Below are 14,795 nucleotides of genomic sequence, written 5' to 3'. Positions count from 1 at the left end.
CGGCTCCTGCAGGTGATCGCGTTTCAGGTGGGCGTATGCGGTGCTTGCAAATGCTGGGTCGGGAACGCCCTGGCATACGCCTGGCACACCCGCAGCACCTGCTCATCGGCAAACCGCGCCCCCACCACATGCAAGCCCACCGGCAAACCATTGGCCGCCAGCCCGCACGGCACCGAGGCCGCCGGTTGCTGGGTGAGGTTGAACGGATAGCTGAAAGGCGTCCACTCCATCCACTCGCCCAGCCCGGAGCCCGGTGGCACGTTATGCCCGGCGTCAAAGGCGGTGATTGGCAGCATCGGCGAGACCAGTAGGTCGTAGTGCTCATGGAACGCCGCCATGCGCGCCACCAATGCCGCCCGGGCCTCCAGGGCGGCGCTGAAGTCGGCCAGGCCGAGGCGTTCGCCCTGTTGCGCAATGCGCAGCAGGCCGGGGTCGAGCAGCTCGCACTGGGCGTCGGTCAACTGCCCGGTCAGGCGCGCCGCGCCGGCACACCACAGGGTACTGAACACCTCCAGCGGATCGCTGAAGCCCGGGTCGATCTGTTCGACATGCGCTCCCAGTTGCACCAGGCCCGCGACCGCTTGGGCGACCACCTCGGCCACCTGCGGATCGACGTCCACGTAACCAAAATCCGGGCTGTAGGCGATGCGCAGGCCCTTGAGGTCCGTGCCCGGCTTGAGCCATGGCGTGTTGCGCGGCGCGCCGATCAGGCCGTCCCGGGCATCCGGTTGGGCCACGGTTTGCAGCATCAGCACTGCATCTTCCACGGTGCGGGTCATCGGCCCCAGGTGCGAGAGGATCGTCATCGAGCTGGCCGGCCATTGCGGTACGTAGCCAAAGGTCGGCTTGATCCCGAAGGTGCCGGTAAAGGCGCAGGGAATGCGGATCGAGCCGCCAGCATCGCTGCCCTGGTGCAACACGCCAAGGTTCAGCGCCGCCGCTGCACCCGCGCCGCCGGACGAACCACCGGCTGTGGTGCGCGTGTCCCAGGGGTTGCGGGTGATGCCGTACAGCGGGTTGTCGGTGACGCCTTTCCAGCCGAATTCCGGGGTGGTGGTCTTGCCCAGCAACACGGCGCCGGCCTTGCGCATAAACGCCGAAAACGGCGCGTCAACGTCCCACGGCCCGGTGGCGGAGGAGGTGCGTGAGCCCTTGCGTGTGGGCATGCCTACCGTCAGGGTCAAGTCCTTGATCGACGCCGGCACCCCGTCCAATGCCCCGCAGGGCGCGCCCTGGAACCAGCGCTGCTCCGAAGCCCGTGCGGCGTTCAAGGCGCCCTCGGGGTCGACATGGCAGTACGCGTTGACCACCGGGTTGTAGCGCTCGATGCGCAGCAGAGTGTCTTCGGTCACTTCCACCGGCGACAGGCTCTTATTCCGGTAGCGTGCCAGCAGTTCTACAGCCGTCAGGTTGGCGATCTGCGTCATGCTGCGTCACCTCCCTGTTGCGCGGCATTGACCATGGCCCGCAGCAGCACCGCGCAGCCGGCGGCCAAATCATCCGGCGCGGCGTTTTCGATTTCGTTGTGGCTGATACCGCCTTCGCACGGCACAAAAATCATCCCGGCCGGGCCCAGTTCAGCGACAAAAATTGCGTCGTGCCCGGCGCCGCTGACAATGTCCATGTGGCTCAGGCCCAGCACCTGGGCGGCATCGCGCACGGCGTTGACGCAGGTCGGATGAAAGTCCAGCGGCGGGAAGTCGGCGGTGGGCGTCAATTCATAGCTCAAACCATGCTGCTTGGCTGTGGCTTCGATCACTTCACGCACTTCATCGACCATGGCCTGCAGCTTGTCGGCATGCAGGTGGCGCAGGTCGATGGTCATCTGCACTTGGCCGGGAATCACGTTGCGCGAGCCCGGATGCAGGGTCAGGCAGCCGACCGTGCCGCAGGCGTGGGGTTGCTGTTGATGGGCAATGCGGTTGACCGCACTGACCACCTGCGCGGCACCCACCAGGGCGTCCTTGCGCAGGCGCATGGGCGTGGGGCCGGCGTGGGCTTCGACGCCGGTGAAGGTCAGGTCGAACCACTTCTGGCCCAGGCAGCCCATGACCACGCCGAGGGTGATGGCCTGATCTTCGAGGACCGGGCCCTGTTCGATATGCGCCTCGAAGTAGGCGCCCACCGGGTGCCCGAGCACCGCACGCGGGCCGGCGTAGCCGATGCGCTGCAGCTCGGCGCCCACCGACAGACCTTGCTCATCCTGTTTGTCGAGGGTTTCCTGCAGGTCGAATTTGCCGGCAAACACTCCCGAGCCCATCATGCACGGCGGGAAGCGTGAGCCTTCCTCGTTGGTCCACACCACCACATCAATCGGCGCTTCGGTTTCCACGCCCAAGTCATTCAAGGTGCGGATCACTTCCAGGCCGGCCATCACCCCATAGCATCCATCGAACTTGCCGCCGGTGGGCTGGGTGTCGATGTGGCTGCCGGTCATCACCGGTGGCAGGTTGGGGTTACGCCCGGCGCGGCGGGCAAAGATATTGCCGATCGCATCCACGCTGACACTGCACCCGGCCGCTGTGCACCACTGCACAAACAGGTCGCGGGCCTGGCGGTCGAGGTCGGTCAGGGCCAGGCGGCACACGCCGCCTTTGGCCGTGGCGCCGAGTTGGGCCAGGTCCATCAAGGATTGCCACAGGCGGTCGCGGTTGATCAGCGGGGCGTTGCTCTGGAGCGGTTGCGCAAAACTATTCATCAGCAGTCTCCGGTCAGGCACTCAGGGCCAGGTAGCGGTTCTTGATCGTCGGGTCGGCGCGAAACGCCTCGGCGCTGCCTTCGTAGACCACGCGGCCCTGTTCGAGTACGTAGTGGCGGTCGGCGAGCTTGTCGCAGACCAACAGGTTCTGCTCCACCAGCAGCACTGGCAGGCCGTCGTCCTTGATCTTGCGCAGGATCTTCACCAGTTCGTCGACGATCACCGGGGCCAAGCCCTCGGTGGGTTCGTCGAGGATCAGCAGCTTGGGATCGTTGAGCAGGGCGCGGGCGATGGCGAGCATCTGCTGCTCGCCACCGGACAACGCATGCCCGGCGTTTTTGCGCCGCTCCTTGAGGCGCGGGAACATCGTGTACACGTCCTCCATCTGCCAACGGCTGGTCTTGCGCACGGCAATGCGCAGGTTTTCCTCGACCGTAAGCAGGCGGAAAATCCCGCGGTTCTCCGGCACCAGCGCTAATCCCTGGCGGGCAATTTCAAAGATTTTCTGCCCCACCAGCGGTTTGCCGTTGAAGTGAATCTGCCCCTGGCGCGGGCAGATAATCCCCAGGATGCTGCGCAGGGTGGTGGTCTTGCCGGCGCCGTTACGGCCGAGCAGGGTCACCAGTTCGCCGGGATTGACAGTCAGGGACACGCCCTCGAGGACGTGGCTCTTGTCGTAGTAGGAATGGATATTGTCGACGGTCAGCATCAGGCGGCCTCCCCCAGGTAAGCACTGCGCACGCGCTCGTCGGCGCGCACGAATTCCGGTGTGCCCTCGACCAGGATCTGCCCGTGGCTCATCACAGTGATGCGTTGGCTGATGGACATGACGATGCTCATGTTGTGCTCGATCAGCAGCACCGTATGGTCGCGGCCCAGGTCGCTGATCAGTTGGGTCATGATTGGGATGTCGTCGATGCCCATGCCCGACGTGGGCTCGTCGAGCATCAACAGCTTGGGCTTGGAGCAAATCGACATGCCCACCTCCAGCACACGCTGCTGGCCGTGGGACAGCTCGCCGGCCAGGGTCTCGGCGCGGGCGGTGAGTTGCAGACGCTCCAGGACCTGGTCGGCCATCTCCAGGTGTTCACGCTTACTGTCCACGCGGCGCCAGAAGTTCAGGGCGCGTGCGCCGTCACGGCCCTGGGCGGCCAGGCGCAGGTTTTCGCGCACGCTGAGGTTCTGGAACAGGCTGGTGAGCTGGAACGAACGCGCCATGCCCAGGCCGACGCGGCTGTGGGCCGGCTTGCGCATCAGGTTCTGGCCGTCGAAATGAATCGCCCCGGCGGTGGCCTGGCGTTCGCCGGTCAGGCAGTGAAACAGGCTGGTCTTGCCGGCGCCGTTGGGGCCGATAATGGTGTGGATGGTGCCGGCTTCGACCTTGAGGTTGACGCCGTTGACGGCATGGAAGGCGCCGTAGGCCAGTTCCAGGTCTTTGGTTTCCAACAGGATGCTCATAGCAGCTCCTCCTTGGTCACGGCGGCGGCCTTGCGGCTGCCACGCACACGTTCGAACAGCGCCGACAGGCCGCCCCACAAGCCTCCGCGCATAAAGATCACCACCAGGATCAGGATCACCCCCAGCAGCATCAGCCAGCGCGGCCACAGGTCGGAGAGAAAGTCCCCCAGCAGCACGATGGAACCGGCCCCCAGCAACGAGCCGAACAGCGAGCCGGTGCCGCCGACGATGGTCATGATCAGGATGTTTTCCGACATCACCAGGTCGATGTTGGACAGCGGCACAAAGTGCAGGAGCATGGCGTACAGCGCCCCGGCGATCCCGGTGACCGCGCCAGACAGCACAAACACCAGGATCTTGAAGTGGCGCGTGTCGTAGCCGATGGCCGAGGCGCGGGTTTCGTTTTCGCGGATCGCCATCAGCGTGCTGCCGAACGGCGAGGCGATCACCCGGCGCGCGCCGATAAAGATCAGCAGGAACAGCACCGCGACAAAGCCATAGAACACCCGGGCGTCGGCCAGGGACAGCAGCACTGTGTCACCGATACGGATTTCCGGGCGCGGCACACTGAGCAGGCCGTTGTCGCCACCGGTCCAGTCGCTCAGGGTGTAGGCCAGGAAGTAGGCCATCTGGCTGAAGGCCAAGGTCAGCATCACGAAATAGATGCCGGTGCGGCGGATCGCCAGGGCGCCCACCAGGAAGGCCAGGAACCCGCCGACCAGGGCCGCGCCGAGTAGCGCGCTGAACAGGCCCAGTTGCAAGTGGATCATCAGCAAGGCGGCGCAATAGGCACCGGCGCCGAAGAAGATGCCTTGGCCGAACGACAGCAGTCCGGTGTAGCCCAGCAACAGGTTGCAGGCCAGGGCGGCGAGGGCAAAGATCAGGATCTCGGTGGCCAGGGTTGCCGAGGGCAGGATCAACGGCAGGCCGATCAGTACCGCCAGCACCCACAGCAACATGGCCTTGGATTGAGTTTTAGCAAACGGCAGGGGATTTTTCTCGCTCATGTCAGGCTCTCCCGAACAGGCCGTAAGGGCGTACCAGAATCACCACGGCCATGGCGCCGTAGATCATCAGGCTCGCGCCTTGGGGCCACAGGGTGGTCATCAGGCTCTGCACCACGCCCACCAGCAGGCCGCCCACCAGGGCGCCGCCGAACGAGCCCATGCCACCGATCACCACCACCACAAAGGCGATGCCGAGGATCTCCGGGCCGACAAAGGGCTGGGCGCCACGCAACGGGGCAAACAGCACCCCGGCGATCCCGGCCAGGGCCACGCCGAGGGCGAAGGTCATGGAGAACAGGCGGAAAATATTGGTGCCCAGCAGCGACACGGTCTCGGTACTTTCACTGCCGGCCCGCACCAGGGCGCCAAAGCGCGTGCGCTCCAGCAGCAGCCACAGGCCCAGGCCCACCAGCCCCGAGAACACAATCAAAAACAGGCGGTAGTAGGGGTACACGAAGTCGCCGACCACCAGCACCCCGCGCAGCAGTTCCGGCACGGCGACGCTTTTGCCCACTGGGCCCCAGATCATCACGCTGGCTTCCTGGATGATCAGCGCGATACCCAGGGTCACGAGGATCTGGAACATGTGCGGCAGGTGGTAGATCCGCTGGATCAATAATCGCTCGATCAGCCACGCCAGCGCGGCCACCACCAGCGGCGCGATCAGCAGGGCCAGCCAGAAGCTTTCGGTGAGGCTGACGGCGGTGTAGCAGATGTACGCCCCCAGCAAAAAAAACGCGCCGTGGGCGAAGTTGACGAAGTTCAGCAGGCCGAAAATGATCGTCAGCCCGACCGCAATCAGGAAGTAGATCATCCCCAGGCCCAGGCCATTGAGAATCTGGAACAGGTAAAGATTGAGCATGCAGGAATCCTCCAACAGGCGGCCGCGGTCAACGACCCTGTCGTGTGTTACCGGTGAAAGTGGGCGGATCAGCCGAGCTTGCAGCCCGTGGCTTCTACCGGTGGGAACGACTGGCCGGAGCTGAGGACTTTGGCCAGGTCATCCTTGTCGGCCATGTCGCCCGTGGCCTTGCCCACCAGCAGGTAGTAATCCTTGATCACCTGGTGGTCGCCGGCGCGGATCGTTTCCTTGCCGGTCGGGCCGTCGTAGCTCAGGCCCTGCATGGCCTTGGCCACGGTGGGGCCGTCGAAGCTGCCGGTGGCCTTGATGGTGTCGAGCATGACTTTGGTGCTGATGTAGTCAGCGGCTAGCGGGTAGGTGGGGTTGATCCCGTATTTGGCCTGGGTCAGCTTGACCAGCTCACGGTTGAGCGGGGTATCGACCTGGTGCCAATACTGCGCGCCGAGGTACACGCCTTCGAGTACATCACTGCCCAGCTCCTGGAACTGGTCGAGGCCGGCGGACCACACCAGCAGCACTTTCATGCGCTCCTTGATACCGAAGTTGACGGCCTGGCGCAGGGTGTTGGAGGACTGGCTGCCGAAATTCAGCAACACCAGCACGTCGGGCCGGGCGGCGATGGCGTTGGTCAGGTAGCCGGAGAATTCCTGTTCCTGCAATGAGTGATAGCTGTTGCCCACATGCTCCAGGCCGTTTTCGGCCAGCACGCTCTTGGCGCCTTCGAGCAAGGCTTCGCCGAACACGTATTGCGGGGTGATGGTGTACCAGCGCTTGGCCTCGGGCAGCAGCTTGATCAGCGGCACCAGGGTTTCGCGGATCGCGCCATAGGTGGGCACCGACCAGCGGAAGGTCGCACTGTTGCAGTCCTTGCCGGTGACTTCGTCAGCGCCCACCGGGGTCATGAACACACCGCCAACCTTGTCCACTTCCTTGGCCACTGCCAGTGCCGAGGACGACAGGGTGCAGCCCTGGAAGAACCGCGCGCCGTCCTGGCCGATCGCCTCCTGGACCTTGCGCACCGCCTTGCCGGCGTTGCCTTCGGTGTCGATCACCTTGTAGTTCAGTGGGCGCCCGAGAAGTTCGGGGTACTGGGCCACCGCCAAGCGTGAACCCATGTCGGCAAACTTGCCATAGCTGGCAAAGGCGCCAGACATGGACTTGAGGCCGTAAAAGGTAAACGGTTCGGCGGCGAATGCACTGCGCACGCTCAGCGGAAGGCTGAGCGCGGCGGCGGCGGTGAGGCTGGCTTTCAACAACGTACGACGCTGCATGGGGTGACTCCCTGGTTTAGTTATTGGCAGGAGTGGCAATGGCGATACGGTGGAGCACGGCCTGTGGGCAGGCCTTTTTTATTGAGGTGAAACACGGTCAAAACTGTAGGCGCAGGCAAGCCAGCTCCTACAGGGGATTTGGGGTGTTTTCAGGAGTGGTCGAACTCCAGCAAAAAGTGTGGGCTGACCTGGCCTTCCAGCGCGGTCATGTGGTGTTCGGCGTCGCACATGTGTTCATGCATCAGGCTGCGCACGGCCGCTTCATCGTTGGCGCGAAACGCGCTCAGCAGTTGCTTGTGATAGTCCAGGTTGGCCGCGTCGAATTGCTTGCGCTTGGGCTTGTAGGCTTTTTTCAGCACCACCAGGTCGCGCAGCAGGTCGTTGAGGAACTGCGCCATAAAACTCAGCAACGGATTGGGGCAGGCCCTGGCCAGCAGGTTGTGGAACTCCAGCTCCGCCAGGCGCTGCTCGCGCTGGCCGGCCTCGCTGTCTTCCGGCGCGCTGCAAAAGTCCACGTTGTCTTGCAGGGCGCGATAGTCGTCTTCGCTCAGGCGCCCCAGCACTGACACTGCCAGTTCCACCTCGATTACCTTGCGCAGTTGATACACCTGCTCGCCATCCAGGTGCTGGAAGTGCAGGTAGTTGCGCAAGGCGCGGCTGGCCGGCTCCGTGCCGGCCTGGTTCAGGTACGCGCCACCGGTAGGGCCGGTGCGGGTGCTGACCAGGCCTTCGACCTCCAGGGCCTTGAGCGCTTCGCGGGCCGAGCCCTTGGAGCATTGGAAGCTCTCCATCAATTCGCGCTCGGTGGGCAGGCGGTCGCCGGGCTTCAAGGCATCGGTGACGATCGAGCGCTTGACCGACTCGACAATCACATCGGAAAGCTTCTGGCGTTTGCGTCGCAGGGGGCGGCTGAGCATGGTTTTCTATTTATCGTATTAATGCGGATAAATAGCACTTAATAGGGGTTGGGGCGGGGCGTCAACGGCAGGGGTCGTTTTCAGTTAAAACAGGTCGTAAACCACGTCCATGCCCCCATGTGGGAGCGGGCTTGCTCGCGAATGCGGTGTATCAGCCGACATATCCATCACTGACCCACTGCATTCGCGAGCAAGCTCGCTCCCACAGTTGATGTGTCGTGCTCATAAAATTTGAGCCTGGCGCAGTAATTGCCTGCCATAGCGCTCCAGTCTTTGTGCAGGAGCACCCGAGCATGCAATTACGAGCCTTGCGGTATTTTCACGAGGTGGCGCGCTGCGCCTCGTTGCGTAAGGCAGCCGAGCGTTTGTACGTCACGCCCACTGCCGTCAGCCGGCAGATTGAACACCTCGAACACTTCTTTGGCGCCGCCCTGATTGAGCGCGGCCCGCGCGGTATCCGCCTGACGGTGGAGGGTGAGTGCCTGGCCGAGCAGGTCACTAGCACCCTGCGCGGCCTCGATCAGGTGCGCGATGTGATCGCCAGCCGGCAGAGTCAGGTGGCGGGTAACATCAGCATCCATGTGTCAGAAAGTATCGTTTCCACGGTGCTGGCGCCGGTGCTTGCGGCGTTCTACCGGGCGCACCCCAAGGTCACCTTCAATATCGTGATCGCCAGCGCCTCGGCCACCCTCGACGCCCTGTGCAGTGGCGAGGCCGACCTGGGCCTGGCGTTCTATCTGCAGGAACGGGCCGACGTGGAAGTCACCGCACAATGCGAGTTGTGGCACCGGGTGCTGGTCAGTGCCGAGCACCCCTTTGCCCAGCGCGACAGCATCGAACTGCGCGAACTTGAAGGCCAGCCCCTGGCCATTCCTGACTCGGCGTACGGCGTGCGCCAGGCTCTGGAGATGGCAGCAAAAAAACGAGGAGTGACGATCCAGCCGGTGTTTACCACCAGCTCCCTGGAAGTGCAGAAGAGCCTGGCCCGGCAACGGGCGGCGGTGTTGATCCTGCCCCAGGTGGATGCCGACGCCCGCGACCTGGGCGATGGCCTGGTGGCGGTGCCGATTGCCGATGAGCACCTGGGGCGAATCCGCATCGACCTGTGCGGGTACCGCAACCGGCCGCGCTCGGTGGCGGTGCTCAAGTGCCAGGAAATGCTGGCCAGCGCGATGCAGCGTTGTGCGCTGGTGGACTGAAGCCTCAGTTGCCCAGGCAGTCGCTTGCCGGCGGTGGCTGCCTGCCGTGTGCCAGGTAGACACCCGCCCAACGATTTACGCAGCGGCTGGCATCGACGACGGAACTGCCCTGTAGATAAGGCCCCTTGAGCCGCAATGTGGCGGGCAGGGATTCGAACGCCGGGGTGGCAGCCTCATCGGGCTCTACCAGCACCATGCGTTCGATGCGATCGGCAAACAGCCCGGCGTACCCGGCACCGAGCACGTTGCCTTGGGCGATGCCCAGGAAGCTGATCCGTTGCTCACCCAGTTGCTGGCGTACGAAATCCATGTCCCAGGCCGATTGCTCGTTGTCGGCTGCTGTGCGGGCGTTGCGCGGGCTCAACTCGATGACATCGTAGAACTGGGTCAGCGTGCGGTACGCCTCGGTGTTGTAGTACTTCCAGACTGTGGCCAGGTGCACCGCGAACACCCCGCGCAAATCCGCTTGTGCGGTAGCCGGGCGGGTGAAGATCACACCCCGACGCTCCAGGGGCTGACGGGCACCGACCCGGGTGAGGGTCAGGCGCAACGTGCGTGCGTCCGCGACCTGATGGTTTTGCGGCACGGTGACGATGCCGCACTGGGTGCGTGCCATCACCTCCTGGTCAAGGGCCCGCCCGGGCAGGCGCGGGCAATCCACCAGCCACTCGATACCCGGCGGTGCGGCATGGCCGGGGGAACTCAAGAGCATTAACCATCCACTGATGATGCAAAGCGCTGCTGCTTTCAAAGGTTTCATCCGCGTTCCTGGGTAACCGTCCGTAGGGGACAGGCTTTTTACCAAGCGCGGCGGCGAGCCAATGCCGGAGCAGTCTCATGCAGGGTGTAAGAATTCTGAATATTACCCGTCGGCATTGACTGGTGCCGACGGGCGGGTGTCAGAACAGGTTGATGGGGAAGTTGCCGACGATCCGGAACTCGTCGTAACTGCCGTCAATTTGACCGCCGCTGGCGCGGTGGTTGTAGACGATGGTGCGCAGTACGGTGTTCTTCAATTTCCCCGATTGCACCACGTAGGCCAGCATCAAGCCGTTTTCATTGTGCTTGGCGTTATCCAGGCCGCGCACGTTGTAGCCGGTGTTGTGGCCGTTGCGATCACCCTCGTAGTGCGTGCCGTCGATGCCCCAACCCTTGGCGTGCCAGAGGCTGGCGGTCAGGCCGGGCACGCCGTAGGCGGCCAGGTCGAGGTCGTAGCGCAGTTGCCAGGATTTTTCGTTGGGGCCGTTGTAGTCCGAGTACAGCGAGTTGGCCATGTAGTTGCCGGTGGACTCCCACACATAGTCGAAGTACTCGTTGCCGAACACCTGTTGCCAGGCCAGGGTCAGGCTGTGGGCCTGGTGGTTGGCGGTCACGGCCAGGCTGGCGGCGTCGTTGTCGATATAACCCAGGCGCTGCTGGCCGGAATCCTGAGTGTGGTAGTAGTGCAGGGCGGTCTTGAGCGCCACCGCGTTTTTGTCGCCGATACGGTGGGTCAGCCCCAGGTAGTACTGGTCCCACATGTCCTCGAAGCGCGAGCCGTAGAGGCTGGCTTCCAGGCCGTAGCCCGGCTTGAGCGTGGCCCCCAGGTAGCTGATGCGCGCGCCGCTGTAGGCGCGGTTGCCAAAGGTGGTGGTCAGGCGTTCGGCGCCGGTGCCGGTGCGCGGGATGGCCCGGTCGAAGCTGCCGCCCTGCACCGACAGCCAGTCCCGTTCGTTGCTGTACAGGCCCACGCCCTGGAAGCTGGAGGGCAGGGCGCGGTTGTCCTTGTAGCGCAGGATCGGGTTATCGGTCATCAAGCGCCCGGCCTTGAGCTCGGTGTTGGACAGGCGAAACCGCACATCGCCCACCCCCAGCCGGCTCCAGGTCGGGATCGCATCGCCGTCGCTGTCCACCAGCACGCGGTCACCGCCATTGGCCACCTTGCCATGCCCGCGCTGCAGGTTGACCGCGCTGAATACGCCGATATCGACCCCCACGCCAATCACGCCCTGGGTGTAGCCGGAGCTGTACTTGAGCATGGCGGTCTGCACCCAGGTTTCACGCACGCGGGTGCGTTCGATGCCGGCGGGTTTCTGGATGCTCAGGTAGGTGCTGCGCTGGGTGTGCTGGTTGGAGTAGTAGTGACGCAGGTTCAGGTCCAGGCTGCTGCCGTCGATAAAGCCGGGGGCGCTGGCCTGGGCGTTTTCTTGAGCAAAAGCCTGGGTACCGGACGCCAGGGCGGCGGCCAGGAAAAGACGTGGATACATGGTGAATCCCCACACAAAGAAGAGTAAGGCGACCGCTGAGGCCGGGCACAGTACCTGTGGCAAGTGGTCTTGCCACAGTAGGGATAAAGCGATCAGCGAACCGGGGCTTCTCTGAGCCGGGTTTCGCGGGCCGGGGTGCCGGGCAGCACAGGCCGGGTTTCCTTGGCGAACCAGGCGGCGGTGAGGCACACCAGGTTGGCGATCAGCAGGTACCACACCGGTGACATCGGGTCGCCCGTGGTGCCGATCAGCCAGGTGATGATGATCTGTGCGGTGCCGCCAAACGCCGCCACACCGAAGGCGTAGACGATGGAGAAACCGGTGGAACGCACGGATTTGGGGAAGCTTTCCACCAGCAACACGATCAACGCCGCGCCGCTCATGCCATGCAGGCCGGACAGCAGCGCCAGGGTCAGGAGGAAGGTCGACGGGCTGGGGTGTTCGGTCATCAATTGCAAGGCCGGGAACAGGATCAGCAACAGCACCACCCGGGGCGTCATCAGGATCACCCGGCGCCCGAAACGGTCGCACAACATGCCGCCAGCCACTGCGCACACCGCCATGGCCGCACCGGCCACCAGGGTTGAGAGCATGGAAATACTGGTGGGCAGCTTCAGCTCAGTCAGGGCAAAGGTGGTCATGTAGTTGAGGAAGTACTGGGTGATGGTGCTGCCCGAAAGGATCAGCAGGCCCAGGACCAGCGCGCGTCGATGCTTGCCGCAGACTTCGCGCACCAGGTCGCCGGTGCTGGTGGTTTCGCCCTGGCCGTGGAAGGTCTCGGCCAGGTTGCGGCGGATATAGATACCAATCGGCAACACCAGCAGGCCAAACACGAACGGCACGCGCCAGCCCCAGCTGTTGAGGTCTTCGGGGGACATGACTTTGGTCAGGGTGTAACCCACCAGCCCGGCGGCCATGGCGGCGACGCCCTGGGCGACCACTTGCCAGCAGGCATAGGTGCCGCGTTTGTGCGGCGGCGCGGCTTCCAGGATATAGGTGGTGGCGGGGCCGGCTTCACCGCCCCAGGCCAGGCCCTGAATCATGCGGGTGACCACCAGCAGGATCGGCGCGGCAATCCCGATGGTCTCGTAGCCGGGCAATATCGCAATACTGCCGGTGCCCACCGCCATCATCACCAGGGTCAACAACATCGCCGGCTTGCGCCCCACGCGGTCGGCGTAGGCGCCAATCAGCACCGCGCCCAGGGGCCGTACGATAAAGCCGATGCCAAAGGCTGTGACCGAGAGCATCAAGCTGACGAAGGCGCTGTCGGACGGGAAAAACGTATGGCCGATCATCACCGCGAAGGTCGCATAGACCCCAAAGTCGAAAAACTCCACGGCATTACCCAACACCACAGCGAAGATGCTCTTGCGACCGGCGTCCGGCGATGGCGTTTCGGGTGTGTGCTCGGGACCCTCGCGAGTCAATTGTTCAGTGTGCATACCAGCCCCTCGATTTTAGTTATAGGTCGTCCAGACCCCGGCCTTGGGGCCAGGGAACGGGCGTGTGGGTGGGCAGTTCAGTTACAGCGTCAAGGTCAGTTCGGGTTCGGCCATTGGTGGATTGCGCCACGCCAGCTCTCATAGGTTTTTGCGATTTGCAGCAGCCAGATATCGGCAAAACGCGGTGCGATCATCTGCAGGCCGATGGGCATGCCATCGGCGGCGAAACCACAGTTGATCGACAGCGCCGGTTGCTCGCCCATGTTCCAGGGCACGGTGAACACGATGTGTTCGAACGGCAATTGCGGGTCATTGCTCGGTGACGGCCATTCGGCGGGGAACGCGTTGACCTGGTTGGTGGGCGACAGGATCAGGTCCAGGTCGCTGAAGGCCTGGGCGGCGCGGCGGCGCATCTCGAAGGTCTGGTTGAACCCCTGCACCGCCTGCACGCCGCTGATATCGGCACCGGGCGCGGCCCAGTCGCGGATGTACGGCAAGACCTTATCGAATTGCTCGCTGCTCAACGCCGACAGGTCGCCCCATTGCCGGGCGCGCCAGAATTGGTCGAGGCCGTCGAGCTGGGCGCGGTCCATGATCGGGGGGATCAGCGTGACCTTGGCGCCATGGGCTTCGAACAGGCGCGCGGCGTGTTCCACCGCCTCACACACGAAACCTTCCGGTTGCAGGCCGGCGCCGGGTTCCAGCATCAAGCCGACGCGCAGGCCCTTGACCGACAGCGGCTGGTTGCTCCACTCGCTGGTGAGCGGCGGCAGGCTGGTGGCGTCGCGGGCATCGGGGCGGGCCAGGTGCTGCATCATCAGCACGCAGTCGTCCACCGTACGGGTCATGGGCCCGGCGGTGCGTCCGGTGTAGTACGGGTCAATCGGGATACGCCCCAGGGTCGGCTTGAACCCCACCAGGCCGCACCAGGCGGCGGGCAAACGCACCGAGCCGCCGATGTCGGTGCCGATATGCAGTGGCCCGTAACCGGCGGCGGCCGCAGCGGCAGCCCCCGAGCTGGAACCGCCGGTGTTGTTGGCAGTGTTCCACGGGTTGCGGGTGATGCCATGGAAGCTCGACAGGCCGGAGGAGAGCATGCCGAAATCCGGGACAGTGGTCTTGGCCAGCACAATCGCCCCGGCTTCCCGCATCCGCGCGGCGGGCGGGGCGTCCCTGAGGGCCGGGGTCAGGCGGGTGGCGGCACTGCCGAGGGGAATCGGCGTGCCTTCGGTAGCCACCAGTTCCTTGATGGTCACGGGCACGCCATCGAGCACGCCATTGGGCTGGCCTTTGTTCCAGCGCTCGGTGGAGGCCTGGGCTTCCCGGCGCACCTGCTCGGGATCGAAGGCGTACAGGGCGCGGATCTGCGGCTCCCAGCGGTCGATATGGCCCAGCAGGTGATCGTAGTAGTCGATGGGGGAAAGCTGGCGACTGGCGAAATGCGCCAGCAATTGCGCGGCCGTGAGGTCGTGAAGGTCGGTCATTGAGCGCTTCCTGGTGATGGGCCCTGGGGCTCATGGCGGGTGGCTGTTGGACCCGACTATATAAACCCTGGGGGGCAGCGACCATCACATTCGAAGCGGTGCAGTGTTGCGTTTTTGTGTGCACTCAATTGTCACGACTGTGGGAGCCGGCAAGCCCTAATGCCCGTCAGTTAAGCGCAGATCCCCTGTGGGAGCGGGCTTGCTCGCG

At 64.2% G+C, this 14,795-nt stretch carries 13 protein-coding genes; 1 reads left to right on the top strand and 12 read right to left on the bottom strand.

What is annotated here, in order from left to right; translation table 11 throughout:
- Nucleotides 1–23: 23 nt before the first annotated feature.
- The 8 genes from K1X80_RS18400 to K1X80_RS18365 all read right to left on the bottom strand — a co-directional run bounded on the left by K1X80_RS18400 (nt 24) and on the right by K1X80_RS18365 (nt 8,213).
- Nucleotides 24–1,427: an amidase gene (locus K1X80_RS18400; RefSeq protein WP_198830954.1), complete on the bottom strand. Its 1,404-nt coding sequence runs from the start codon at nt 1,425–1,427 to the stop codon at nt 24–26.
- Nucleotides 1,424–2,698 carry a Zn-dependent hydrolase gene (locus K1X80_RS18395; RefSeq protein ID WP_198830955.1) on the bottom strand — a complete coding sequence of 425 codons (1,275 nt, stop codon included), beginning with the start codon at nt 2,696–2,698 and terminating at the stop codon, nt 1,424–1,426. The genes K1X80_RS18400 and K1X80_RS18395 overlap by 4 nt, the downstream gene beginning before the upstream one ends.
- A gap of 13 nt (nt 2,699–2,711) precedes the next feature.
- Nucleotides 2,712–3,407, bottom strand: a complete 696-nt coding sequence (locus tag K1X80_RS18390) for an ABC transporter ATP-binding protein (RefSeq protein WP_120733574.1) — start codon at nt 3,405–3,407, stop codon at nt 2,712–2,714.
- A complete protein-coding gene (locus K1X80_RS18385) occupies nt 3,407–4,156 on the bottom strand; it encodes an ABC transporter ATP-binding protein (RefSeq protein WP_057441609.1) in 750 nt (249 codons plus the stop codon). The genes K1X80_RS18390 and K1X80_RS18385 overlap by 1 nt, the downstream gene beginning before the upstream one ends.
- The gene (locus K1X80_RS18380; RefSeq protein WP_115128584.1) at nt 4,153–5,163 is read right to left on the bottom strand and encodes a branched-chain amino acid ABC transporter permease; all 1,011 of its coding nucleotides are present in this window, start codon (nt 5,161–5,163) and stop codon (nt 4,153–4,155) included. The genes K1X80_RS18385 and K1X80_RS18380 overlap by 4 nt, the downstream gene beginning before the upstream one ends.
- A gap of 1 nt (nt 5,164) precedes the next feature.
- Nucleotides 5,165–6,025 carry a branched-chain amino acid ABC transporter permease gene (locus tag K1X80_RS18375; protein WP_057960104.1) on the bottom strand — a complete coding sequence of 287 codons (861 nt, stop codon included), beginning with the start codon at nt 6,023–6,025 and terminating at the stop codon, nt 5,165–5,167.
- Between the two features lie 68 nt (nt 6,026–6,093).
- Nucleotides 6,094–7,296 carry an ABC transporter substrate-binding protein gene (locus tag K1X80_RS18370; RefSeq protein ID WP_186625944.1) on the bottom strand — a complete coding sequence of 401 codons (1,203 nt, stop codon included), beginning with the start codon at nt 7,294–7,296 and terminating at the stop codon, nt 6,094–6,096.
- 149 nt (nt 7,297–7,445) lie between these two features.
- Nucleotides 7,446–8,213, bottom strand: coding sequence for a FadR/GntR family transcriptional regulator (locus tag K1X80_RS18365; RefSeq protein ID WP_057441603.1), 768 nt, complete (start codon nt 8,211–8,213; stop codon nt 7,446–7,448).
- Nucleotides 8,214–8,506: 293 nt separating this feature from the next.
- Here K1X80_RS18365 and K1X80_RS18360 point away from each other — a divergent pair, with 293 nt between their 5' ends.
- Nucleotides 8,507–9,412, top strand: a complete 906-nt coding sequence (locus K1X80_RS18360; RefSeq protein ID WP_057960102.1) for a LysR family transcriptional regulator — start codon at nt 8,507–8,509, stop codon at nt 9,410–9,412.
- A 4-nt stretch (nt 9,413–9,416) separates the two neighbouring features.
- Here K1X80_RS18360 and K1X80_RS18355 read toward each other — a convergent pair whose 3' ends face one another.
- The 4 genes from K1X80_RS18355 to K1X80_RS18340 form a co-directional block, all read right to left on the bottom strand.
- Nucleotides 9,417–10,124, bottom strand: a complete 708-nt coding sequence (locus K1X80_RS18355) for an alpha/beta hydrolase (RefSeq protein ID WP_220172398.1) — start codon at nt 10,122–10,124, stop codon at nt 9,417–9,419.
- A gap of 187 nt (nt 10,125–10,311) precedes the next feature.
- Entirely contained in the window at nt 10,312–11,658 is a 1,347-nt protein-coding gene (locus K1X80_RS18350) for an OprD family outer membrane porin (RefSeq protein WP_057960100.1), read from the bottom strand.
- A 92-nt stretch (nt 11,659–11,750) separates the two neighbouring features.
- A complete protein-coding gene (locus K1X80_RS18345) occupies nt 11,751–13,103 on the bottom strand; it encodes a citrate-proton symporter (RefSeq protein ID WP_057960099.1) in 1,353 nt (450 codons plus the stop codon).
- 95 nt (nt 13,104–13,198) lie between these two features.
- Entirely contained in the window at nt 13,199–14,587 is a 1,389-nt protein-coding gene (locus K1X80_RS18340) for an amidase (RefSeq protein WP_057444291.1), read from the bottom strand.
- Nucleotides 14,588–14,795: the final 208 nt, after the last annotated feature.

Source organism: Pseudomonas sp. So3.2b, from assembly GCF_019464415.1.
In the GTDB taxonomy this organism is placed as follows: domain Bacteria; phylum Pseudomonadota; class Gammaproteobacteria; order Pseudomonadales; family Pseudomonadaceae; genus Aquipseudomonas; species Aquipseudomonas shahriarae.
This window is presented reverse-complemented; position numbering and strand designations above follow the sequence as displayed.

What these genes read in the sequence shown, in the direction of transcription:
- K1X80_RS18400 (WP_198830954.1), bottom strand. Translation starts at nt 1,427, where the DNA reads ATGACGCAGATCGCCAACCTGACGGCTGTAGAACTGCTGGCACGCTAC.
- K1X80_RS18395 (WP_198830955.1), bottom strand. Translation starts at nt 2,698, where the DNA reads ATGAATAGTTTTGCGCAACCGCTCCAGAGCAACGCCCCGCTGATCAAC.
- K1X80_RS18390 (WP_120733574.1), bottom strand. Translation starts at nt 3,407, where the DNA reads ATGCTGACCGTCGACAATATCCATTCCTACTACGACAAGAGCCACGTC.
- K1X80_RS18385 (WP_057441609.1), bottom strand. Translation starts at nt 4,156, where the DNA reads ATGAGCATCCTGTTGGAAACCAAAGACCTGGAACTGGCCTACGGCGCC.
- K1X80_RS18380 (WP_115128584.1), bottom strand. Translation starts at nt 5,163, where the DNA reads ATGAGCGAGAAAAATCCCCTGCCGTTTGCTAAAACTCAATCCAAGGCC.
- K1X80_RS18375 (WP_057960104.1), bottom strand. Translation starts at nt 6,025, where the DNA reads ATGCTCAATCTTTACCTGTTCCAGATTCTCAATGGCCTGGGCCTGGGG.
- K1X80_RS18370 (WP_186625944.1), bottom strand. Translation starts at nt 7,296, where the DNA reads ATGCAGCGTCGTACGTTGTTGAAAGCCAGCCTCACCGCCGCCGCCGCG.
- K1X80_RS18365 (WP_057441603.1), bottom strand. Translation starts at nt 8,213, where the DNA reads ATGCTCAGCCGCCCCCTGCGACGCAAACGCCAGAAGCTTTCCGATGTG.
- K1X80_RS18360 (WP_057960102.1), top strand. Translation starts at nt 8,507, where the DNA reads ATGCAATTACGAGCCTTGCGGTATTTTCACGAGGTGGCGCGCTGCGCC.
- K1X80_RS18355 (WP_220172398.1), bottom strand. Translation starts at nt 10,124, where the DNA reads ATGCTCTTGAGTTCCCCCGGCCATGCCGCACCGCCGGGTATCGAGTGG.
- K1X80_RS18350 (WP_057960100.1), bottom strand. Translation starts at nt 11,658, where the DNA reads ATGTATCCACGTCTTTTCCTGGCCGCCGCCCTGGCGTCCGGTACCCAG.
- K1X80_RS18345 (WP_057960099.1), bottom strand. Translation starts at nt 13,103, where the DNA reads ATGCACACTGAACAATTGACTCGCGAGGGTCCCGAGCACACACCCGAA.
- K1X80_RS18340 (WP_057444291.1), bottom strand. Translation starts at nt 14,587, where the DNA reads ATGACCGACCTTCACGACCTCACGGCCGCGCAATTGCTGGCGCATTTC.